This window comes from Cohnella yongneupensis, assembly GCF_042655785.1.
GTDB lineage: Bacteria > Bacillota > Bacilli > Paenibacillales > Paenibacillaceae > Cohnella > Cohnella yongneupensis.
The window spans coordinates 1-20,506 of sequence record NZ_JBHSNC010000035.1 but is presented as its reverse complement, the minus strand read 5'-3'; the positions used below and the strand labels follow the sequence as shown (position 1 = coordinate 20,506).

Below are 20,506 nucleotides of genomic sequence, written 5' to 3'. Positions count from 1 at the left end.
TCGCGTTAGCAGGTTCGGCCCTTATTACTGCTGCGTCGACTTGGCGGCCGCTTGCTCCGCAATCTGTATCGCCCGCTTCACCATGTTGCCGGCATCCTTGGCGCGTATGCCGCCCCAGCCTTCCCGTTGCACCGTATCATAGATGCCGAGGTCTTTGGCGATCTCCGCCTTGAACTGCTCCGACATGACGCCTCTTCTGCGACTCATTCCGCTTCCTCCTCAGGATGGAGACATTTATCGTCTATAGCTTGCCCGGGCCTAGTCCCTTACATGCAAAACAGGCAGCCCCGGCGCCTCTTCGGCGCAGTGCTGCCCGTGCAATCAATCAAGTCAATGCGATAAATAATTGATGCGTACTTGACCTTCGTCATTGCACAGCATCACTTCAACGGATTCGGTCAGGATATCAGCGTAGCTGTACGAGACACGCTTGAAAGCGTGTTGTTCCTGATCGAGCTTGACGATGAAAACCGATGGGTAGATTTCTTCCAGCACGCCCGTGCGTTCGATGGTCTTACGGCGTCCACCGTTGGCGCGGAGCATGATCTTCGAACCGACGTGCGGTTCCAGGCTTCGTTTGATCTCTAGAAGCGCGTTTTTAGCCATGATCCACTACCACCTCTTTCCCTGTAAATTATATCTAAAAACAGGGGAGGTGTCAAATAAAGCTCAATATTATATCAACGGTACTGAATTGCTGTCAACGGTCATTTTCCTTACTGCAGACGGGATTTTCAAAAGTTTGCTTTATTTTCGTCACATAATGTTCACATTTTGCTCCGGATTTGCGGCTTTCAGATTCGGTACGCCAACGCGATAGCGCCCCATCGTCTCGATGCCTCCGACGCCCTGTCTACCGCTGATCGTATGCGCGATTACGTCGTTAATGTTGATCGTTTCACGGAACGGCGTGAACGATGCGCGTACGGCAATGTAGACCGGATCGAGCGCATGGATCATAATTCTGCCTGGTGAGCTGGCGAAGTTGGACCCCGCTTGCAGCAGCGCTTCGAAATGCGATTGGCACGCACCGGCGATAACGATAAGCGAGTCGCGGCTTCGCTCGTACTCTCTGGCAACGTCGACCGCGCGAACGAAATTGAGCGAATTCTTATAGCTACCAAGCTGTTGCAGGTCTTGCTTTTGCTTCAGTACGCCATCATGCCCCGTTATGACAACGATATCGGGACGGAACTGCGGAAGCATTCGCATGAGCACTTGAGGCATTTGCGACTCGTGGCAGTGTACGCCTTCCGCGGGTACGCGCAACTGACGGTACACTTGCATGCTTTTATTCAAATAGTTCAAGTCGCCGTCCAGATGCAACACTTTACCGGGCAGCTCGAAGTACGGCGGACGTCGGTCGTCTAGATGAGCCAAATAACCCGAGATCCCGGATTGACGGTTATGCAGCTCGCTAATGCGCCTCAACGATTCGTCTGCATGTATGCGCGCCTGGCGCGTCCCACCGAGCTCGTCCGGATTCCGCACCGTCTGAAGATCGTTCATCGGCGCATCCGCGAGCAACCGATAATCCATCCCTCTGAGCACGGCCTGTTGTCCGGCGAATGCCGCGACCCGGAATAAGATATCCCCGCCATAGGATTTGCGGACGACCAGATCCCCCTGCTTCATGGGCAATCACCTCTTCGTCTATCCTATGGAGCCGACGCTCTTCCTGTGCGCGTCCCTAGCCTGCCAGTTTGCTCTCGTTGCTCCTAGAGCATCCCGTGCGCTTCCAGCGCCTCGGTGACCCGCGCAAACTCGTCTAGCGACAGCGTCTCCGCGCGCCGCTCGGGCTGTACGCCGCAGGACTGCAGCAGCTCGCCCAGCTCGCCTTTGCGTTCTTTGCCCGACAACGCGGATAAGTTATTGGATAGCGTCTTGCGCCGCTGCGTGAAAGCCGTCTGCACGACGCGGAAAAATTTCGCTTCGTCCGACACGGCAACGGCCGGCTCCGTACGCCGACGCAGCTTGATGACGGCCGAATCCACGTTCGGCGGCGGGATGAACGCTTTGCCCGGCACGATGCATACGAGCTCTGGCTCGCAGTAATATTGCACCGCGATGCTCAGGCTGCCGTACTCCTTGCCTCCCGGCTTAGCCGCCATTCTCTCCGCGACTTCCTTTTGCACCATGACGACGATGTTCTCGATCGGTAATTGCTCTTCGAGCAGCTTCATGATAATCGGCGTCGTTACGTAATACGGCAGATTGGCTACGACGCTGACTTTAGCGAAGCCCGAAAACTGCTCTTCCCATAGCTTCTTCAAATCCGTCTTAAGAATATCGCTATGCACGACGCTCACGTGCGGATAAGGCGACAGCACGTCGCCTAGAATCGGAATGAGCCTTCTGTCGATCTCTACCGCCGTTACTTTGCCCGCGGCTTGCGCGAGCTGTTCCGTCAGAGAGCCGATGCCCGGCCCGACTTCGAGCGCGCCCTTCGTCTCATCAAGACCCGCCGCGTCGATTATACGGTCCAGGACGGACAGATCGATGAGGAAGTTCTGCCCTAAGCTCTTCTTGAAGGTAAACCCGTGCTTGCGGATAATCTCCTTCGTGCGGCTAGAGGTTGCGATATCGTTAGTCGACGCTGCCGCTCCGCTCGTACTGACGCTTGCTTTTGGGCTTCTGCCCGCGAAGTTCGGCTTAGCCTTCTTGCCCTCGTATCTCGGATTGGTTGCCTTGCCCTCAAAGTTCGGCTTCTCCGCCTTGCCCGCGAAGTTCGACTTCTCCGCCTTGCCTCCAGCCTTATACGGTTTGTACGGAGGTTTCGTGTTAGTAGGTTTGTTCACTTGAATTTACAGCCCTTCCCGCTCCAGCTGTTCCAACGCGGCGACGAACTCTTCGCGCGTGATGCGGAACATGAGACATCTTTTATGAAATTGTTTACCGTTGGCATACCCGATACCGAGCAACTCGCCCATCCGCTCTCTGCGGCGCGCGGAGGAGGCGTGAACGATTAGACCCGCGTCCAGCAGATCGCTCCATTCGATCTCCTGTAGCTCCCCAACGCCGCCCTCAGGGCCTCGTACGCGATCGATTGCCCTGCGAATCGCTTCGTCCGACGCATGCTCGACGCCCAGCCCTCTCGAGCCTCTGGCTTCGTCCTTCGTCAAGAAAGCGTGCTTGGCTCCCGGAACGCGCTCTGCGACGATCTTGCGAATGCGCTCCCCGGGCGCGTCCGGATCGGTCAAAATAATGACGCCCCGCCTCTCCTGCGCCAGCTCGATTCGCCTCAACACGTTCTCTCCGATAGCCGAGCCGCCCGTCTCGATCGTGTCGGCGCCGATTGCCCGCCTTACGGCCGTCGTATCGTCTTTGCCCTCTACGACAATCATCTCTTGAAACATGTTCGTTCATTCCGCCTTTACCGTACTCGTCCCGGCAGCCGAAGCCACCCCTATGTATCGTATAACACAAAACGGGAAGAAGCGCCAATGACGCCTCTTCCCGATTGTTCACGTAGCCGCTATTAATTCGACGACGGCTTAACCGGACCGATCACGTATACCGTGTAGCCCTTCTTCATGCCGAAGCGATCGGCATGCTTCTCGCTGTCGTAATACACGTCGATCTTCTTGCCTTTGACCGCGCTGCCCGTATCTTCCGCGCGACGGAAGCCGATCCCTTCGATGTATACCCACCAACCGATCGGAATGACTCTAGGGTCCACGGCGATCGTACGGCCCTCTTGAACGATGGCGCCTGACGATGTTACGCCGAAGCCCTCGTCGCCTTTCGATTTGCCCGTTGACGCGAAGCCGGCGGAATACGCCGTCAGCGTAACGTTACTAAGCATCCGCTTGACCTTAACCGACCTGCCGTTCAGCTTTACCGTCGACGCTTCGGAAGCGGAAGGCTTGCCGTTATAAGTCAACGTCTTTACTTCGGGTTTCTTCGTGCCGATCGCGACCACTTGCTGAACAGCCGGCTTGGAGACAGTCTTCTCCAACAGCTTCTCGCTTACAAGTTTCCCGTCCTCGTACACTTTGGCCGTGCGAAGGACCACTTGTCCTTCTTGACCCGTCTTTACGACCTTCTTCTTGCCTTCGGCCAGATCCGCGTTCTTCTGCTCGACGACTTCGAACGCAACCGCGTGCGACGTCTCATCGACTTCCGTCCGAACGCGCGTAATGACCACTTTCATTCCTTCGGTTAGCGGCGTGTTCTGCGACGGGGAAATGCGGTCTTCGCTGCCTAGCGAAAGATTCAATTCCTTGATCACTTGCCCGACCGTGTCCGCAGCCGTATACTTCACGGCTTCTTTCCCGTCGGCTTTAACCGTAACGCTCTTCGCACGATCGATAACGATCGTGCTTCCCTCGACCAATTCCCCCGTCGTCAATGACAGACGATCGTAAGGACCGACTCTAATCTGTTGCTCTTCCAGAACGCTCTGAACATCGGACGTTCTGGTCTGGATGACCGAAGTCATTCCGTTGTCTACGATGGAAATGTTTTTGGCCGCTACGGGATTCAGTAACGACACGAACATGATGATGATTGCGAAAGAGAGAATTGCGCCTAGAATAACGATGCGCAAGTGCTCATGTTTCCATCGCAACAGTGCGATAAGCTTGCCGGTCGGTCGTGGATCATGGGTTTCCTGCCCGAAAGCCTCAGGAATGTCTCCCATTTTCTCGCTCCTCCTTCATAGCCCCGCCGTCGACTGTGATGCACGACTGTAGTCTGACGCGACTATCCTATTTTGTTAACGACGCCCGCTTCCGGCCATGCAGCTTTGACCGTTCGGCAGCGCGCCGCCTTGCTCCAATCTCGATTCAACTACGCGGGTACAATCATCCATAACCCTTTTTTTCAACACAAAAAGCCACCGACAGAGGACCTGTTCGTGGCTTCCGCTTAGACGAATAAGGGAAATGGGGCAGCACGAGGTTGACCTCTCTCTACTACGCTTACGAGGTTAGCTGTCGGGTTCGGGCGAAGAGAGTCGCCCTATTCGCTCTTGCGCGTTCAGGAGAGCTTCTTAGAAAGCTTCCTAACCGGCCTCGCGAAATTCACCCCAAGATTGCTCGGACCGCTTTGGACGAATAATGAATCGTCGCCGCGTCGGGTCCCCCGCTCTCCGTATTGGAGATTCAGCGCACTGGAAAAGGGATGCCATATTCAAACTTCTGAACTAGATGATACATTCTACCTATAGACCGTGTAAAGATGGCGTAAAGGACGAATTTGACCGTTTTTTCCTGAATTCTCCGAGAAAAACCGCAATTAGAGCTACAAAATACAGTTTTTTCTACGCAACGGACCCTTTTTCTTCGATTGTAACCGTTTTATCTCGGTAGACCCAAACAGCGCCTTGCGTTGTCGCTCGTAATTTGTGCAATTTCTTCCAGTTTTAGCCCTTTAATCTCTGCCGCGGTCTCGGCCACGAGTCGCACGTATGCGGATTCATTTCGCTGTCCTCGATGGGGGTGCGGAGTCAAATAGGGTGCATCCGTCTCCACCAATAATCGATCCAACGGAACTTGGTCCAACACCTCTTTGGGCACCCTCGCGTTCTTGAACGTAACCGGTCCTCCGAACGAAATATAGAAGTTCATGTCCAAGCACATCTTGGCCATCTCCCAGCTTCCGGAGTAGCAATGCATGATTCCCCCGACTTCCGAGGCGTTCTCCTCGCGCAGCAATTTAACGATATCCTCGTGCGCATCGCGGTTATGAATGACGATGGGCTTGTTCAGTCGGCGCGCAAGCCGGATCTGCTCGCGGAAAACCGTATGTTGAAGCTCCTTGGGCGAGGTGTCCCAGTAATAGTCCAAACCGATTTCGCCGATGGCCACGACTTTTGGATGCGCGCAAAGCGCTTCGATCCAAGCCAGATCTTCTTCAAGCCGCATATCGATCGCGTCGGTCGGATGCCAACCGACGGCTGCATAGATGAACGGGTATTGCTCGGCAAGCGCCATCGTTGTCGGTATCGTTTCCCGATTGAAGCCGATGTTGACGATCGTGTCGATTCCTGCCGCTTTAGCGCGCGCGATAACCTCTTCTCTGTCGTTGTCGAATTTCGGGGAGTCCAGGTGCGCATGGGTGTCGATTAGCATGTCGGAAGTTGTTTCCCTTCTATTATATAGAGAGTTTGTTGCGAGTTTCTGAGCTTAGCCGCAAAATGTGCTTTCGTACCTCGTCATCGGGGTAATAGATATAGTATTTGCCCCGATGAATACCGGCAATCGACCGAATGATGTCTGACTTCACGGATATTTCCGTAAGCTGTTCACGCTCGTCCAGGAGTAAGATCGGAAGCTTCCCTCTGCTACCCGGCAGCAGTTCCGGCTTATAGATATCGTAGGGCGAGTCGTAAGGCGTATCGACCTCTAGATGATAGTCGGGATTCAAGCCGATCGATCGCCACTCCTCCCTAGCATCAGCAAGCCATGCCTCGTCCTTATCCTCCAGCGGCGTATATTTGTACAGCTGCCGGTTCAAAAATCGACTGCATAAATTCGACAGCAACGCGTCTTCTTCGAGCTCCCACTGTCGAAACGCCGTCTGCACGCACGACTCGTCTAGCATTAAATAATGCGACAAGTTTAGCGTTCCTTCTAATAAATGCGCGATCGCCGGAAGCATGAACGCGAACGCATAACCTTCCCGCTTCAACTCGCCAGCCCTGCGGAAAATTTGCCGGAGCACGATTTCCGAGCTGCGCGTGACCGGATGAAAGTACACTTGCCAATACATCTGATACCGGGACATCAAATAATCCTCTACCGCATGCATGCCGCTTTCCTTAACGACGATCTTACCTTGGTAAGGACGGAGCACCCGCAAGATGCGGTCCAAATCGAAGGTTCCGTAGTTCACGCCCGTAAAATAAGCGTCCCGTAGCAAATAATCCATCCGGTCGGCATCCATTTGGCTGGAGACGAGGCTGACGACGATCGGCTTATGATAGGTTTTGCGAATGACCGAAGCCACATCCCCCGGAAAATCCGACGATACCTCGGCAAGCACGCGATTGATTTCCGTATCGCCCAAGATGATTTCGCACGTCCACTCTTCATGGTGCGTATGAAACACTTCCTCGAGAGAATGGGAGAAAGGCCCGTGCCCGACATCATGCAGCAAAGAGGCGCACAAGCTGAGCAGTCTCTCCTCCTGCGGCCAATCCGTATAGCCGTTGCGTTCGAATTGCGAGATGATTTTGCGCGTTATCTCATATACCCCAAGGGAATGCGAGAATCGGCTATGCTCCGCCCCATGGAAGGTCAGATAAGAAGTGCCTAGCTGGCGGATTCTTCTAAGTCTTTGAAATTCCGGCGTGTTGATCAGCTTCCAGATCGTTATGTCCTGCACGTAGATGGCTGAATGGACTGGATCTTTGAATACTTTCTCTTCCTGGAGCTTCGCAAGCATCGATTTCACCTCGGCGTTTGTGGACAGTCGACAAAAGTCTCATATTTAATCGAAATTTGTCGAAATAAGTCGTTTTTCATTTCCCTATTTAATTCTTGCTGTTTTTGCTTCCAGTTCTCAATTTCGCCTTATATTATAAGTTTATCATCAATAAAACTAGTATTTTCAACCGCTTTCAGGTTGACTTTTTTGGGAATGGTTGGTACTATAGAGATCGGAAAACAGAGAACTTTGTCGAAATCCCTTGTCGAATGCTGGCGGTAACGGACAAGCTCTGGACGCTATTGGTCCGTTTGTTATTAATTTTAACCTGAAGAGAGGGGTAATTCCAAATGATGAAATCCACAGGTATTGTACGTAAAGTCGATGAGCTAGGACGGGTGGTCATTCCGATCGAACTGCGCCGCACACTCGGCATCGGTGAGAAGGACGCTCTTGAGATTTATGTAGATGGCGAGCGCATCATGCTTAAGAAATACGAGCCTGCATGCATCTTCTGCGGCAACGCGGAGAACGTCACGTACTTCAAAGGTAAAATTGTTTGCAGAGAATGTTTGAAGGATTTGCCTTCACCTGTGACAAATTAAAGAAAATAGTTTATAATGAGTTTGTACTCTTACAACTGTTAATTCTAACCTTTTTATAACTCCTTTCAGCCCTCCCGAGATTGGTATCGGGAGGTGTTTTTTTTTGCGTCTTGAGCGATAACCGTAATTACTCTTCTTCGAGCAGCGCTTGGTACACATCCCTGCGGGATAAGCCCTTGTCCGCGGCAGCCGACTTCATCGCTTCCTTACGGGTTTGCCCTTTGTCTTCATAAGCCTGCACATGCTGGGCAAGCGTAAGCGAAGACCACCATGCGGCGGCATCTTGTCCACTCGCTTCCGCACCGTCCACTGACAACTTGCCTTGCAGCACAATGCAACATTCGCCAAGCGGCTGATGCTGCTCCACATGCGCCAAGCAGGCTTGCACGCTTCCCCTCACGGCTTCCTCGTGGCGCTTCGTAAGCTCGCGTACGATCGCCATGCTTCTCCCGCTCCATCGCTCTGCAATGACGGCCAGCGTCTTCTTCAGCCTATGGGGCGATTCATAGAACAGAATAGTGCCCGCTTCTCCCTCGAGCGAGTCCAGTAATCGGTTAAGCCCTTTGCGCTCTCGCGGCGGAAATCCGACGAACATGAACCGATCCGTCGGCAGACCCGAAATAATGAGCGCGGATAGCGCGGCATTCGCGCCAGGAATCGGCACGACAGGGATGCCTTCACTTACGGCCGACGCAACAAGCTCTGCTCCTGGATCGGAGATCGCAGGAATGCCTGCATCGCTGACTAATGCGATGCTCTGCCCCTCCGCGAGCATTCGGATCAGCTCGGGACCGCTTGCCTCCCGGTTGTGCTCGTGATAGCTGACCAGACGGTTCTGGATCTCGTAATGCGTCAGCAGCTTACGGGTTTGCCTCGTATCCTCTGCGGCGATCAGCTGTACTTCCTTCAGCGTGCGTATTGCTCTGAATGTCATATCCTCTAAATTACCGATCGGCGTTGCGACTAAGTAAAGCGTCCCGGGGCGCTCGCGTGTCGCGAAGCTGCGTTGCACGCTCGCCTCCCCCGTGCCTGCGGCCAATTCCCGCTCCGTCATAGCGACTCCTCCTCTTGTTGGCCGGTGAAGCTCGGGCCGTGAGCTCGTCCATTGTGCCGCTTAAAGCCAGGCAGCTCGGCTGCTTCTCCGTAGAAGACCGCCAGCAATTCCGGCGTATAGTCGCCATCGTCGCCATATACGATAACCGGCGGCAACAACCGCACCTCCGGTTTACCTTCGCGCGTTGCTTCTATTAATACCATGTTCGCCTCCGCTTCCTTGCGCGGATGAACGAATCGGATTCGCTTCGGTTCGAGCCGATTTCGCCGCATCAAATCGATAATATCAACCAGTCTCGACGGGCGATGCACCATTGATACCCGTCCGCCGCGCCGAACCGATCTGGCACAGGCGGCTACGACATCCTCTAGCTTGCAGCCAAGCTCATGGCGAGCCATCGCTTGGTGGTGATTGCCCTTATGGTCCCCGCTTTGCAACGGCAAGTAAGGAGGGTTAACGGTAACCGCATCGTATAATTCGCCTTCGACTTTCCATTCCCGCAAATCTTGCTCGAATATCGCGATCCGTTCGTTCAATCCATTCAGCGACACGCTCCGATTCGCCATGTCCGCAAGTCGCGGTTGAATTTCCACGCCATCGATCCGCGCCTCCGTCCGAGTCGTCAGCAACAGCGGGATAACTCCGTTGCCCGTGCATAGATCGAGTACGCGCCCGCGCGGCGGAACGCCTGCGAATCGTGCCAACAATACGGCGTCCAAGGAGAAGCTGAATACTTCGGGGCTCTGTATGATTCGAAGGTCGTGAGTCAACAGATCGTCCAGCCGCTCTCCCGGCATCAACTGCACGCTCGCCTTTATGTTCTCTTCGTTCATGGCCATGCCTGCCTCTTCGATATTTTAACAAAAGCCGCCTTTCCCCTAGAGGAAAGACGGCGTGCTTCGCTCAAAACCCTATGCTACAAACTTATTTGCTTAAGAAAGACAAACAGAACAAGCAATCCCCTTCCATCCGCAAATGCCCGTAGTAGACGTTGCAGATATGAAAGCCTTCATGGTACAGCCGAGCCAGATTATCGTATCCTTCGCCGACGCCTATCGCTGCCGGCAATGGCTTACCCTCGACGGCAGCCGGTTGTTCCGCCGTTTCGGAGAGCGCCGCAGGTTCGTTCTCTCGCTTGAGTACTTTGCGCAGTTGCTGATTCTCGATCCGAAGCCGCTGATTCTCTTCGAGCAGCTCCTTGATCGTCTGCTTGAGTGACCCGAAATCGGCGTGCACGGTACCCAAATGCGATTCAAGCTCATTTACGCGAGCGAAAATATCTTTCATGAACAACATTCCACCTCAAGGCATCCGAGTATGTCGAGTTCGTCACTTCAAGACGACATCGTCAAATGGTAGCTCCTTCACTTTGCCAAGGTCGAACAGCTGCACGTGCACGCTTCTGCTGCCGACGTTAATGCCGACGACTTTGCCTTCGCCCATCGAGGAGACGACAAGTCTACCGACGGCCGGCAACTCTTCCTTAGCGCTCTCGTAATTGTCGTGCTCGTATTTCAGACAGCACATGAGACGGCCGCATAGCCCCGAGATCTTCGTCGGATTAAGCGATAGGTTCTGGTCTTTGGCCATTTTGATGGAGACCGGTTCGAAATCGCCCAACCACGAGGAACAACAGAGTACGCGCCCGCACGGCCCAATCCCGCCGAGCATCTTTGCTTCGTCGCGCACGCCGATCTGCCGCAATTCGATGCGGGTCCGGAATACGCCGGCCAAATCCTTGACCAGCTCGCGGAAATCGACGCGCCCTTCAGCCGTAAAATAAAAGATGATTTTATTCCGGTCGAACGTGTATTCCACGTCCACTAGCTTCATCTTAAGAGCATGGTCCTTGATCTTCTGCAATCCGACGTTGAAGGCGTTCTTCGCCGCGCTGCGATTCTCGTCGACGGCCTTCGCGTCCGTCTCTCCGGCGACGCGAATGACCTTCTTCAAAGGCAGAACGACGTCGGATTCACCGACCGTCTTCGGTCCGACGACGACTTTGCCGTACTCTACGCCTCGCGCCGTCTCGACGATAACATGCTGATCTTTGGACACCGGATGCTCAGCGGGGTCGAAATAATAGATTTTGCCCGCTTTCTTGAAGCGGACACCGACGACATCGTACAAATCTATCCCTCCCGCATGTTAACCAAAAATTGCTCAAGCGCCAATTGCGGCGGCACATGAGCTTTGATTCTTCTTGCCGCCATGAGCGCGGATTCCATCACTGTAACCCATCCGTCGATCGAACGGGTCCAAGCGGTCTTCGCGATCCATTCCCCTTGATCCGGAAACACCATCATTTGCTGGCGTCCGGTCATGGCGTAAATCATATCCCTATACCACAGCGCTAACAGCTGTAGCAAGATTTCGACATGTTCCGAGAGGTCCGTCTTAAACACCTGCTGCTGCGCTTGTAGCAGATTAGCAGAGAACCGGGACGGATGCTCCTTGCCTAATTGTATCACTACGCTTCGAATTTCTGCAAACCAATTCTCTTCTACCAATCTTCGGCTCGCTGCTAGCCCGGAAGCCAAATTGACCGCAGCCCGCGACAGGAGCGGCGGTCTGCCTTCCGAGACGAGCGCCGCTTCCAATGCTTCCCGATCGCCGGGCACGAATGCGATCAGCTGCGAGCGGGATAATATCGTAGGAAGTACGGCTTGCGCGCTCGGCGCGAGCAAGATGGCGACGACCGGCGAAGGCGGTTCCTCGAGAAATTTCAGCAGGCTGTTCGCCGCCTGCGTCGTCATCGTCTCCGAAGCTTCGATAATATATACTTTATACCCCGCTCCGGCGCTCCGATAAGACAACTCGCGCTGCAACGCGCGAATTTGCTCGATCTTGACCGAGGCGCCGTCCGGCGTAATGACGTGCAAATCCGGATGGTTGCCATGCATAACCTTGCGGCAGGACAAGCATTCTTCGCAAGCGTCCGTTCCGCCGCGCTCGCAAAATATCGCCTGCGCGAACGCTTGCGCCATTTCCCGGCGGCCGGAGCCGCTTGGTCCCGCGAACAGGTACGCATGGGCGATTTTGCGAGTGGACAAGGCGTTCCGCAACAGCGATTTCACGCGGTCCTGTCCGTGGATGTGCTCAAAGCCCATGCTGCGAACTCCTTCGCGATCGCTTCAGCCGAAGCTGCCGATCGCCTAAAATACCAAATTTATTAACAAGCCGCGCATTTCGCCGACCTTTTGAAGCAAATCCAATCGTCCTTCTTCCGTAGAGAGCAGTTCTTCGCCCATAGCGACGAGCATCTCATCCACTTCTTCGAGAAGCTTGTACCGTTTACCCCGGCCGCGACGATCCCAGCCCCTCGTGTCCTTGAGGCCGATCCCTCGCTTTACCGTATCTTCGAGGAACGATTTGACCATCTGACGATAGAGTACGAGCTCGCGCACCGTCATCGAACGGGCAAGCCGGTCTCCTTGCACTCGGATATCTTCAAGCTTGCGCTGCAACTGCTCTTGCGTGCGTTGCCCGTCTTGCTGCTGCATCAGATCGCCGAAGCTTTGCGGTTGCGCCGGACGATTCGGTTGCTCGCCTCGTTGTACCGCTTTATTGATCAACGGATAACCTGGAGGCTGTATCTTCATGTAAGTTCACCTCCTGGTTGCTTACGCATCAGAAGTGCTCGAAACGTTCGACCGGCAATACAAACACGGCGGCACCGCCGACTTGAACCTCGACCGGGAACGGAATGTAAGAATCGGCTGCGCCGCTAACAGGCGACACCGGCGTAACTAGCTGGTCGCGCACTTTACAGTTGGCGCGAATGACGTCGAGCGCGCTCTGTACGCGATCGTCTTCGATACCGATCAAGAACGTCGTATTTCCCGCACGGAGAAATCCTCCGGTGCTCGCCAGCTTCGTTGCGCGAAATCCTTCCTTAATAAGCGCGTTCGATAACCGGTTGCTGTCTTTATCCTGAATAACCGCAATAAGAAGTTTCATCGTTCAGGCCCTCCTCGGTTCATAATTGGGGTCTGTCTGTACTACCTAACAAATTGGACAACTACCGTCCAAAATCCTCTTTTTACGACGCATTAAGGTTAAGTTTTGCTTCGATGATCGTCCATGCCTGCTGGGCTAGAACTTCCGCCGGAACGGAAGCGTCAAGCGTGACGATGCGGTCTTTGAACTGTTCCGCTACCCGGAGGTAGCCTTCCCGCACGCGACGATGGAAGTTCAAGCTCTCCAGATCCAGCCGGTTCAGCTCGCGGTTCTCGTTAGCTTCTATGCGCTTTAGTCCGATTTCCGGATCGATGTCCAAATAAATCGTAAGATTCGGCATGCAGCCTTCCGTCGCGAACCGATTAATGTCCCAAATCGGATCCAACCCTATACCTCTTCCGATGCCTTGATAGACGAGACTGCTATCCACGAACCGGTCGCAAATGACGTCGATACCCTGCTCGAGCGCCGGCATGACTTTTTCCGCTAAATGTTGTCGCCTAGCCGCCGCATAAAGCAACGCTTCGGTGCGCGGATCCATCGCCGTATTCTCTCTGCCTAAAATAATGTTGCGTATCGCTTCGGCAATCGGGCTGCCGCCCGGCTCCCTCGTTACCCTAACCTCATGGCCAATCTCTTGCAGCTTGCGTTCGATTGCCCTGATTAATGTCGTCTTGCCCGAGCCGTCTCCGCCTTCGAGCGTTATGAACGTTCCGCCTCGCACCTGCTCGTTGCCCCTCTCCTATGGATCCGCTTATGCGCGCCTATAGCGCGTAACGAGCTTCGCGAGCCCATAAGCCATTCCGGTGACTATGCTTATCACCATCATATCAAAGCACACATTAAACATAAACAAATGCTTGCCCATGTCCGCCTCGCCGTCCCCGATGATCGCGACGAAGCATGCGAACGCTCCCGCTATTCCGATGATCGCCATTGTCTCTAGGCCTAGCCTAAACCTGCGCGATTGGGTCCTCCACCATAACGTTGCGAGCGCGAAGTAATAAATGACGTAGAAGAGTAGGAATACACCTAGCTTATGCGGCATATGCCTAACCTTCCACTCGCTCCAAGCGCTATAACGATAAGATATCGCACCCCAAGGCTTGCCCGCGGATTGATCGTAGTTGCCTAAGTAACCTGGACGGATGTACACCGCGTTATCGGCCGCTACTTCAAGCTTTTGCGCGAACCGCGAAGGATGGCGTAAATAATATAGCGCGATGTCCTTATGACTCAGTGTCTCCAACACTTCCCGGCGCAAGACCGGGTCGCTCTGCGGGATGACCGTATCCTTCTGAAAATAATTCGTTCCGGCAAGCGCCGCATATTTCTCCGGAATGCCCAGCTCTTTCATGTCCGCGGCGACGTCTGGAGAGTTTTTGAGCACTCCGAAAAAGATAGATTGATACAAGTTGGTGTTTTTCAGACGATCGGGCGCGACGACGATCATTAACGCCGAACCCAGGATTAACACACCGATTCCCGACCATACTTGCTTTCTCCATCTTCGATCGTCGCGCAGCCGCATCATTCGCCACGCAAGGAGCGCAAACGCGAAGCCTAGGGGAGCGTTTTGGATTTTCGAAGTGGCCAGCGCGAGCGCCGCGCCGATGAATAAGGCTAAGAGTGCGCCGCTTGGCTTGTCCGAATTAAGTAGCGCCATTACCGCGGCTACCGTTAACAACGTTGCGATCAAAGCATACGGCTCTCCGAAAAAGGACTGAAAATAGACGACATACCCGATATCGTCGAATATGAAAACAAGACTAGCGGCGAGCACGAGGGTGCCTATTACCGTTGTTTGTCGACTACCAACTTTAGGCGCGTATTTGATCAGTAACATAACCGCCCATACGTAGAGCAACATGTAGCACACTCCGAGAACTCTCACATCGAAATGCGCGCTGCTCAACACTCTTCCGATCCAACCCGCTATCGTTACGAGTATAATGTGCGTCGAGAAATAACCTCCGAGCGTATAACCGCCATATCCGTACAGCTGATGTGCGAACCCGAAATATTGATCGTGGTAAGACTCCTTCGGATCAAGCGGTGCGATTCCCGATCCCCCAAGCACGCGACTGTAATCGCCGCTGTCGGCTAAACCCAGCACCGGCGGGATCATAATTAGCGCAACGATGAGGATAGCCGAGCCGAGTCCTGCAGCCCAGGCGATGATGGGGCGTATATCGCGATCTTTCATTAACATTCTCCTTGCACGACAATATGCTCCAGCGCCTCGTCTTGAGCGCCTTGAATTTGCGCGCCGCTGTTGCGCCATAGGACAAGCTGTTCGATCGTATCAGACGTAATGACCTCTCCAGGATAGAGAACCGGAATGCCTGGCGGATAGGGGATTACCCATTCCCCTGCCGTTAATCCTACGCTGTTCGTTAGACGGACCGTCCTCACGGATAATCGGTCGCGTCTAAACGTGACCGGTTCCGGTACCGCGGCGTCCTGATCGAGCCTCGTTACCCCACCATTAGGATTAGTTGGCGATAACTCTGCTTCCGGTACTTCCGGTAAGTGTCGGCTAATCGATGCAAGTTCGAATAACGCGTCCCGCAACGCGATCCCGTCCGCCTCGTTGCTCCCCGGTCCTAGCGCCAGCACGACATAACGATCATCCGCCATCTCCGCGATGCAATTTCTTGCGGCAAGCTCATCCCGTAACCGTGCGCCGCTAAGCTTACCCGATTCATCGAACAATACCAGCTTAAGCGGATCATATTGAATCGAATCGTTCTTATGAGCTCCATAACCGATAGCGCGGAACGGCGTCTCGTTCAAGCTTTCGATAACGACTCGAACGGCCTCGAGAGCTGGTTCGAATAGCGTCGATCCGCTCGTATGTAGCTGTCGTCTAGCCAGATCGATAGATGCGAGAATCGGGAAGGAGGGGCTGGAGCTTTGTACCATGCGAAGCGCTTGCTTAACCGCTTCCCTATCGACAAGGTTGCCCTGCATATGCAGCATGGCCCCCATCGTCATCGCCGAGAGCATTTTGTGCGTAGATTGAACGACGACGTCGGCGCCGGCACGGAGCGCGGACTCTGGAAATGCGTCGTGAAAGCCAAGATGCGCGCCATGCGCTTCATCGACAAGTACAGGAACACTTCGCCTGTGCGCAAGCTGAACGATCCGTTCGAGCGAAACCGTCATGCCGTAATAATTGGGAGTAGATAAAATAATTCCGCTTGCATCCGGATAGCGCTCCAGAGCCGCTTCCATGCTGCTCAAAGAAGGGATTACGGCAAGCCCGGACATTGACTCGAACTGCGGGGCGAGCATAACCGCCCGTGCTCCCGCGAGCATTAAACCATGTATGATCGACTTATGAACGTTACGCTGGACGATGAAGACGTCGCCTGGACTGCTCGTACCGAGAATCATCGCTAGATTGCCGGACGTACTGCCGCCCACCAACAAGCTTGTCTCTTCCGCTCCGAAGCATTGCGCCGCCAGTTTCTGCGCTTCTACGATCGCCCCTTGCGGATGATGCAGATCATCCGTATCCGCAAGCTCCGTCACGTCTAGTTGCAGAAGCGTACGATAAAACCCGGCTGCATCGTCATCTTCCCTTGCGACCCGCTGCTTGTGGCCCGGCACGTGAAAAGCGTGCGCCGACAGCCCGGCGTGAGTCGCTAACGCTTCATATAGCGGTGCCCTTTGCTTATCCATCGACATGTTAGACCCCTCGTTTTTTTCCATTTAACCATTGTATCAACTTACCAATCTTCTGCCAAATGTTGCGCGCATAGCAATAAAAGAAGCGTCAGTGCCTCTTAAAAGGCGCTAACGCTCCGTTCATGAAACTACTAGGCATTAAACTTAACCCATAATTGCCGCATTTGCTGAACAAAGAACGGATACTTCTCGTCTTCTACCTTCGTCTGAACCATCGTTGCTTCGCATGAGTTACATATGAATTCGGTTACGATCGTAATGCCTTCATCCTTCGATTCTCCGCATACAATGCACGTCTTCGGCGCATTCTCCTCCATATTAAACACCCCTGCCCATTTCTATTGATGCTTTGCAGTCTTCCCCAAAGTCTATGAAAAAATACGCATTCATAGCGGAGAATTTGGTTAACCCTAACATTCAATCCTCGTAAGACCGATACTAAGGTACAGAAGCTGTCATGCTGCATGGTAAGGAGGCTCATGGCTTGAACACGTCTAGCGCTTCGAAGAATGACCCCACTTTCTATCATTATAAGCTTATCCGTCGAATCTCGCTTAGACCCGAGAGGAAATATAGTTATATGGCGACCGCGTTGCTCGTTCCGGCGGCGCTATTCGGCATTTATAGCTGGACGGGGCTGGTCCTCTCCGTCATCGCCGCAATCCTTATGGTGGTCGTCCACTCTTTGGTTATGCGAATTACGCTTAGGCGCGTCGATAAGTTTTCCGAGAACAAGTGGTCTTTTCGCCGGGATTGGCCTTGGATCGGGCCGCTTCCTATTCAAGACACCCAGTTAGCACTGTTTCGCAGGCTGCATTTTCACCTGTTGCTTGTCGGATGCTGCGTGACCGGCCTGTTCTACCCTTGGGCGCACGCTTCGCTTGTTATTGCGCTCTTCTATTGGCACCTTTGGCTTATTACGCCGAGACTGCGATTACTGCTAACGCTTAGGCGCGAGAAGGGGGCCGGCATTATCCGGCTTGCCGCAGACGAAGTGTCGTATTATCACCAATAACTTCATGCTCGGACAATATAAAAAAGCCCACAGCCGCGGGCTTTTTACTGTTATACGGTAGGCGAAATCGTGATCGAATCGTTCAACCCCTTGAGCTTATCGGCCGAGCGTTGCAAGAGCGCTTGCTCTTCCTCGGATAAGTCCAGCTTTAAGATTTCTCTTACGCCGTTACGATCAACGATACAAGGGACACCGAGATACACGTCGCTAATGCCGTGGTACCCTTCGAGCAGCGTGGAAACGTTCAATACGGCGCCTTCATCACGAAGAATGGCGGTGCAGATTCTATCCAGCGCCAGCGCAATCGCGTAATATGTCGCTCCCTTTGCGCTAATGATCTGGTAAGCCGCATCGCGCGTATTCGCAAACAATTCGGCTTTATCCGACTCGTCGATCTGTAGCGCGGTTCCGGCAACATTCGCTAGACTCCACACGGGCAACTCGGAATCGCCATGCTCACCGACGATATGCGCGTGGACGCTGCGCGGATCAATGCCTAGATGATTGCCGATCAAGTATCTGAACCTGGCACTGTCGAGCAACGTTCCGGATCCGATGACCCGATTAACCGGCCAACCCGATTTGCGCCAAGCGTAATAGCTCATGACATCTACGGGATTGGAAGCAAGGAGCAAGATACCGTCCGTATTGTATTTTAATACCTCAGTAATGATGCTTTCCATAATCGATACGTTCCGCTTCAGCAAATCCGTACGCGGCTCGCCTTCCCGTTGCGCGGCGCCTGCCGTGATGATGATGATGTCCGCTCCTTTGCAATCCTCGTACGTCCCTGCCCATAGCTTCGTCGCGCCCAGAAAAGGAATGCCATGATTCATATCCAGCGCGTCCCCGACGGCTTTCGAATGATTCGCATCGATTAACACTAATTCATCTGCCCGATTGCGAAGCATAAGTGTGAACGCAGTCGTCGAGCCCACCGCTCCCGATCCAATGACAACGATCCTTGTCTTGTTCATGATTAGTCGCCTCCCTATTGATTGTCCGGCATATACGGTTTGTTCACATAATGGTACATAAAGCCCATGAACACGCCCCCGCCGATCATATTCCCGAAAGTCACCGGAATGAGATTGTGCATGACGCCACCTAGAGATATCGTTCCGGGATGATTTAACACGAGCGCGATAGCGAACGTGCACACTGTTGGCGATGCTATGCTCGTATCCGGAAATAAAGAAGCAGAAGACGAACAACATCATCGCGAACATTTTCGCACCGTCGTCCTTGAACGACATCGGTATGAAGAACGCGAGGCAGACGAGCCAGTTACAGAGAATAGCCCGGAAGAACAGCTCCGTCGCCGGCGTATGCATTTTCTTATCTACGACGCTTAACAAAAATCCATTAACGGATGAATCGTCGAACAGCCCCGTTGTGTAGATTAGGAATGCAAAAGCGGCAGCACCGAGCAAATTACCGGCATAACTCGTAAGCCAAAGCTTAACGGTATCCTTCCAGCTTATTTTTTTGCGCAGAGCCGCAAAGGAGTAGTAGAACGTATTGCCGGTGAACAGGTCGCCTCCTCCGTAGGAGATCAGAATGATCGCTGCTCCAAACGTGATCGCGGCCATCGGATAAGTGAGCGGCGAATGCTCTACGTAAAAGTAATTGCCTGTTTTGAAAGCTACGATAACCCCGAAGCCAATGAACATACTCGCCAACATCGAACGGGCAATGTATCTGAGCAGACTTTGCTTATAAATACCGTATTTCTTCAGCGCCAATTGTTCTACCTTAAGCAGCGGTTCCACTTCCATCAATAAGATCACCGCCCGTCGTTCATTGTATAATGGCCTTGGAATTAAATTAACACATTCCAGCGCATGCTAACGTGACGTACATCACAGGTTGAAACGTTTGGAATTGACTTGTTGCCATGTTACGATAGAGTAAACGCATACATACTGACTTGGTTTGAAAATATCGTATATGAGGGAGGCAATCCATTATGGAGTTAATCTATCACGGACATTCGTGCGTTCAGATCGTCACCGACGGCAAGTCGCTCGTCATCGATCCGTTCTTGCGTGGCAATCCTATCGCGGTTACAAAGCCAGAAGACGTTCAAACAGATTATGTGTTGCTTACGCATGCGCATACGGATCATATTCTAGACGCTGCACCGATCGCAAAAGCTAACGATGCGCCTATCGTCGCGGTCGTGGAGCTTGCGGATTTTATGAGCGGCAAAGGGCTGAAGACGATCGGCATGAACCTGGGTGGAACAGTAGACCTAGGCTTCGCCAAGGCGAAAATGGTGCAGGCACTGCACAGCTCGGGGATTACATTGGAAGACGGGAGTACCGTATACGGGGGAGTACCTGTCGGCTATATCATTCAGGTTGAGGGGTTAACCATTCTTCACGCCGGCGATACGTCGCTATTCTCGGACATGAAGCTCATTGGCGACCGGCACGCCATCGACATTGCGCTTATTCCGATCGGCGACCATTACACGATGGGCCCTGACGACGCGCTACAGGCCGCGCAGTGGTACGGCGCCAAGTTGGTTGTGCCCGTGCATTATAATTCGTTCCCGCCGATCCGCCAAGATGCGGAGGCGTTCGTTGCTCGTCTGGAAGCTCAGGGACAACGCGGGAAGTTACTCGCTCCGGGCGAGAAGATTAGCGTTAAAGCCGGAGAGCTGTAACTCTCAAGTCTAAATGTAAATACAAGCATACGAAGAAGCACCCCGCAAAGGGTGCTTCTTCGTATGCTCCTGCCTGGCAACGTCCTACTCTCCCAGGACCCTGCGGTCCAAGTACCATCGGCGCTGGAGGTCTTAAC

23 protein-coding genes, 1 pseudogene and 1 riboswitch are annotated in these 20,506 nt (G+C 53.5%); of the genes and pseudogenes, 3 read left to right on the top strand and 21 right to left on the bottom strand.

The genetic code is table 11. The annotated features are described in order from the left end of the window. Window positions 1-24: 24 nt before the first annotated feature. The 8 genes from ACFPQ4_RS11135 to ACFPQ4_RS11100 form a co-directional block, all read right to left on the bottom strand. A complete protein-coding gene (locus ACFPQ4_RS11135) occupies window positions 25-207 on the bottom strand; it encodes a small, acid-soluble spore protein, alpha/beta type (RefSeq protein WP_378111928.1) in 183 nt (60 codons plus the stop codon). 123 nt (window positions 208-330) lie between these two features. After that, window positions 331-606, bottom strand: a complete 276-nt coding sequence (gene veg, locus ACFPQ4_RS11130) for a biofilm formation stimulator Veg (RefSeq protein WP_027086723.1) — start codon at window positions 604-606, stop codon at window positions 331-333. A gap of 150 nt (window positions 607-756) precedes the next feature. Then, window positions 757-1,635, bottom strand: coding sequence for a sporulation peptidase YabG (gene yabG / locus ACFPQ4_RS11125; RefSeq protein ID WP_378111927.1), 879 nt, complete (start codon window positions 1,633-1,635; stop codon window positions 757-759). Window positions 1,636-1,718: 83 nt separating this feature from the next. Further along, the gene (gene rsmA / locus ACFPQ4_RS11120; protein ID WP_378111986.1) at window positions 1,719-2,582 is read right to left on the bottom strand and encodes a 16S rRNA (adenine(1518)-N(6)/adenine(1519)-N(6))-dimethyltransferase RsmA; all 864 of its coding nucleotides are present in this window, start codon (window positions 2,580-2,582) and stop codon (window positions 1,719-1,721) included. Between the two features lie 222 nt (window positions 2,583-2,804). Continuing rightward, window positions 2,805-3,356 (bottom strand): ribonuclease M5, encoded by a 552-nt coding sequence (rnmV, locus tag ACFPQ4_RS11115; RefSeq protein ID WP_378111926.1) that lies wholly within the window; start codon window positions 3,354-3,356, stop codon window positions 2,805-2,807. Window positions 3,357-3,478: 122 nt separating this feature from the next. Then, window positions 3,479-4,642 carry a ubiquitin-like domain-containing protein gene (locus ACFPQ4_RS11110; protein ID WP_378111925.1) on the bottom strand — a complete coding sequence of 388 codons (1,164 nt, stop codon included), beginning with the start codon at window positions 4,640-4,642 and terminating at the stop codon, window positions 3,479-3,481. Between the two features lie 262 nt (window positions 4,643-4,904). After that, a riboswitch (cyclic di-AMP (ydaO/yuaA leader) is annotated at window positions 4,905-5,121 on the bottom strand. 179 nt (window positions 5,122-5,300) lie between these two features. Continuing rightward, window positions 5,301-6,074 (bottom strand): TatD family hydrolase, encoded by a 774-nt coding sequence (locus ACFPQ4_RS11105; RefSeq protein WP_378111924.1) that lies wholly within the window; start codon window positions 6,072-6,074, stop codon window positions 5,301-5,303. 22 nt (window positions 6,075-6,096) lie between these two features. Beyond that, window positions 6,097-7,389, bottom strand: coding sequence for an HD domain-containing protein (locus ACFPQ4_RS11100; RefSeq protein WP_378111922.1), 1,293 nt, complete (start codon window positions 7,387-7,389; stop codon window positions 6,097-6,099). A 332-nt stretch (window positions 7,390-7,721) separates the two neighbouring features. Between ACFPQ4_RS11100 and ACFPQ4_RS11095 the strand changes: the two genes are divergently transcribed. Next, window positions 7,722-7,976 (top strand): AbrB/MazE/SpoVT family DNA-binding domain-containing protein, encoded by a 255-nt coding sequence (locus ACFPQ4_RS11095; RefSeq protein WP_027086730.1) that lies wholly within the window; start codon window positions 7,722-7,724, stop codon window positions 7,974-7,976. A 127-nt stretch (window positions 7,977-8,103) separates the two neighbouring features. Here ACFPQ4_RS11095 and rsmI read toward each other — a convergent pair whose 3' ends face one another. The 11 genes from rsmI to ACFPQ4_RS11040 form a co-directional block, all read right to left on the bottom strand. Beyond that, window positions 8,104-9,030, bottom strand: a complete 927-nt coding sequence (gene rsmI, locus ACFPQ4_RS11090) for a 16S rRNA (cytidine(1402)-2'-O)-methyltransferase (protein ID WP_378111921.1) — start codon at window positions 9,028-9,030, stop codon at window positions 8,104-8,106. Further along, window positions 9,027-9,863 carry a tRNA1(Val) (adenine(37)-N6)-methyltransferase gene (locus ACFPQ4_RS11085; protein ID WP_378111920.1) on the bottom strand — a complete coding sequence of 279 codons (837 nt, stop codon included), beginning with the start codon at window positions 9,861-9,863 and terminating at the stop codon, window positions 9,027-9,029. Before ACFPQ4_RS11085 ends, rsmI begins: the two co-directional genes overlap by 4 nt. A 91-nt stretch (window positions 9,864-9,954) precedes the next feature. Then, on the bottom strand, window positions 9,955-10,317 hold the full coding sequence (gene yabA, locus ACFPQ4_RS11080; RefSeq protein WP_378111919.1) for a DNA replication initiation control protein YabA: 363 nt from the start codon (window positions 10,315-10,317) through the stop codon (window positions 9,955-9,957). A gap of 42 nt (window positions 10,318-10,359) precedes the next feature. After that, window positions 10,360-11,160, bottom strand: coding sequence for a PSP1 domain-containing protein (locus ACFPQ4_RS11075; RefSeq protein ID WP_378111918.1), 801 nt, complete (start codon window positions 11,158-11,160; stop codon window positions 10,360-10,362). Between the two features lie 2 nt (window positions 11,161-11,162). Further along, a complete protein-coding gene (gene holB / locus ACFPQ4_RS11070; RefSeq protein WP_378111917.1) occupies window positions 11,163-12,140 on the bottom strand; it encodes a DNA polymerase III subunit delta' in 978 nt (325 codons plus the stop codon). Between the two features lie 45 nt (window positions 12,141-12,185). After that, the gene (locus tag ACFPQ4_RS11065; protein ID WP_378111916.1) at window positions 12,186-12,632 is read right to left on the bottom strand and encodes a YaaR family protein; all 447 of its coding nucleotides are present in this window, start codon (window positions 12,630-12,632) and stop codon (window positions 12,186-12,188) included. Between the two features lie 28 nt (window positions 12,633-12,660). Further along, window positions 12,661-12,990, bottom strand: coding sequence for a cyclic-di-AMP receptor (locus tag ACFPQ4_RS11060; protein WP_378111915.1), 330 nt, complete (start codon window positions 12,988-12,990; stop codon window positions 12,661-12,663). Between the two features lie 82 nt (window positions 12,991-13,072). Next, a complete protein-coding gene (gene tmk, locus ACFPQ4_RS11055; RefSeq protein ID WP_378111914.1) occupies window positions 13,073-13,714 on the bottom strand; it encodes a dTMP kinase in 642 nt (213 codons plus the stop codon). Window positions 13,715-13,744: 30 nt separating this feature from the next. Further along, window positions 13,745-15,196 carry a glycan biosynthesis hexose transferase WsfD gene (gene wsfD / locus ACFPQ4_RS11050; protein ID WP_378111913.1) on the bottom strand — a complete coding sequence of 484 codons (1,452 nt, stop codon included), beginning with the start codon at window positions 15,194-15,196 and terminating at the stop codon, window positions 13,745-13,747. Beyond that, on the bottom strand, window positions 15,196-16,683 hold the full coding sequence (locus ACFPQ4_RS11045) for an aminotransferase class I/II-fold pyridoxal phosphate-dependent enzyme (protein WP_378111912.1): 1,488 nt from the start codon (window positions 16,681-16,683) through the stop codon (window positions 15,196-15,198). Before ACFPQ4_RS11045 ends, wsfD begins: the two co-directional genes overlap by 1 nt. A 131-nt stretch (window positions 16,684-16,814) precedes the next feature. Continuing rightward, complete coding sequence (locus ACFPQ4_RS11040) at window positions 16,815-17,000, bottom strand: sigma factor G inhibitor Gin (RefSeq protein WP_378111911.1); 186 nt, start codon at window positions 16,998-17,000, stop codon at window positions 16,815-16,817. Between the two features lie 167 nt (window positions 17,001-17,167). On the opposite strand from ACFPQ4_RS11040, the gene ACFPQ4_RS11035 reads away from it, so the two are divergent. Continuing rightward, entirely contained in the window at window positions 17,168-17,698 is a 531-nt protein-coding gene (locus tag ACFPQ4_RS11035) for a hypothetical protein (RefSeq protein ID WP_378111910.1), read from the top strand. 50 nt (window positions 17,699-17,748) lie between these two features. On the opposite strand, the gene ACFPQ4_RS11030 is transcribed toward ACFPQ4_RS11035, so the two are convergent. Together ACFPQ4_RS11030 and ACFPQ4_RS11025 are read right to left on the bottom strand one after the other, a co-directional pair. Beyond that, window positions 17,749-18,675 (bottom strand): L-lactate dehydrogenase, encoded by a 927-nt coding sequence (locus tag ACFPQ4_RS11030; protein WP_378111909.1) that lies wholly within the window; start codon window positions 18,673-18,675, stop codon window positions 17,749-17,751. A gap of 14 nt (window positions 18,676-18,689) precedes the next feature. Further along, window positions 18,690-19,476, bottom strand: a pseudogene (locus ACFPQ4_RS11025) (formate/nitrite transporter family protein). Between the two features lie 191 nt (window positions 19,477-19,667). Here ACFPQ4_RS11025 and ACFPQ4_RS11020 point away from each other — a divergent pair. Next, window positions 19,668-20,369, top strand: a complete 702-nt coding sequence (locus ACFPQ4_RS11020) for a metal-dependent hydrolase (protein ID WP_378111908.1) — start codon at window positions 19,668-19,670, stop codon at window positions 20,367-20,369. Window positions 20,370-20,506: the final 137 nt, after the last annotated feature.

Bases quoted from the DNA above. Each gene is read 5' to 3' on its own strand.
- ACFPQ4_RS11135 (WP_378111928.1), bottom strand. From the start codon at position 207: ATGAGTCGCAGAAGAGGCGTCATGTCGGAGCAGTTCAAGGCGGAGATC.
- veg (WP_027086723.1), bottom strand. From the start codon at position 606: ATGGCTAAAAACGCGCTTCTAGAGATCAAACGAAGCCTGGAACCGCAC.
- yabG (WP_378111927.1), bottom strand. From the start codon at position 1,635: ATGAAGCAGGGGGATCTGGTCGTCCGCAAATCCTATGGCGGGGATATC.
- rnmV (WP_378111926.1), bottom strand. From the start codon at position 3,356: ATGTTTCAAGAGATGATTGTCGTAGAGGGCAAAGACGATACGACGGCC.
- ACFPQ4_RS11110 (WP_378111925.1), bottom strand. From the start codon at position 4,642: ATGGGAGACATTCCTGAGGCTTTCGGGCAGGAAACCCATGATCCACGA.
- ACFPQ4_RS11105 (WP_378111924.1), bottom strand. From the start codon at position 6,074: ATGCTAATCGACACCCATGCGCACCTGGACTCCCCGAAATTCGACAAC.
- ACFPQ4_RS11100 (WP_378111922.1), bottom strand. From the start codon at position 7,389: ATGCTTGCGAAGCTCCAGGAAGAGAAAGTATTCAAAGATCCAGTCCAT.
- ACFPQ4_RS11095 (WP_027086730.1), top strand. From the start codon at position 7,722: ATGATGAAATCCACAGGTATTGTACGTAAAGTCGATGAGCTAGGACGG.
- rsmI (WP_378111921.1), bottom strand. From the start codon at position 9,030: ATGACGGAGCGGGAATTGGCCGCAGGCACGGGGGAGGCGAGCGTGCAA.
- ACFPQ4_RS11085 (WP_378111920.1), bottom strand. From the start codon at position 9,863: ATGAACGAAGAGAACATAAAGGCGAGCGTGCAGTTGATGCCGGGAGAG.
- yabA (WP_378111919.1), bottom strand. From the start codon at position 10,317: ATGAAAGATATTTTCGCTCGCGTAAATGAGCTTGAATCGCATTTGGGT.
- holB (WP_378111917.1), bottom strand. From the start codon at position 12,140: ATGGGCTTTGAGCACATCCACGGACAGGACCGCGTGAAATCGCTGTTG.
- ACFPQ4_RS11065 (WP_378111916.1), bottom strand. From the start codon at position 12,632: ATGAAGATACAGCCTCCAGGTTATCCGTTGATCAATAAAGCGGTACAA.
- ACFPQ4_RS11060 (WP_378111915.1), bottom strand. From the start codon at position 12,990: ATGAAACTTCTTATTGCGGTTATTCAGGATAAAGACAGCAACCGGTTA.
- wsfD (WP_378111913.1), bottom strand. From the start codon at position 15,196: ATGAAAGATCGCGATATACGCCCCATCATCGCCTGGGCTGCAGGACTC.
- ACFPQ4_RS11045 (WP_378111912.1), bottom strand. From the start codon at position 16,683: ATGTCGATGGATAAGCAAAGGGCACCGCTATATGAAGCGTTAGCGACT.
- ACFPQ4_RS11040 (WP_378111911.1), bottom strand. From the start codon at position 17,000: ATGGAGGAGAATGCGCCGAAGACGTGCATTGTATGCGGAGAATCGAAG.
- ACFPQ4_RS11030 (WP_378111909.1), bottom strand. From the start codon at position 18,675: ATGAACAAGACAAGGATCGTTGTCATTGGATCGGGAGCGGTGGGCTCG.
- ACFPQ4_RS11020 (WP_378111908.1), top strand. From the start codon at position 19,668: ATGGAGTTAATCTATCACGGACATTCGTGCGTTCAGATCGTCACCGAC.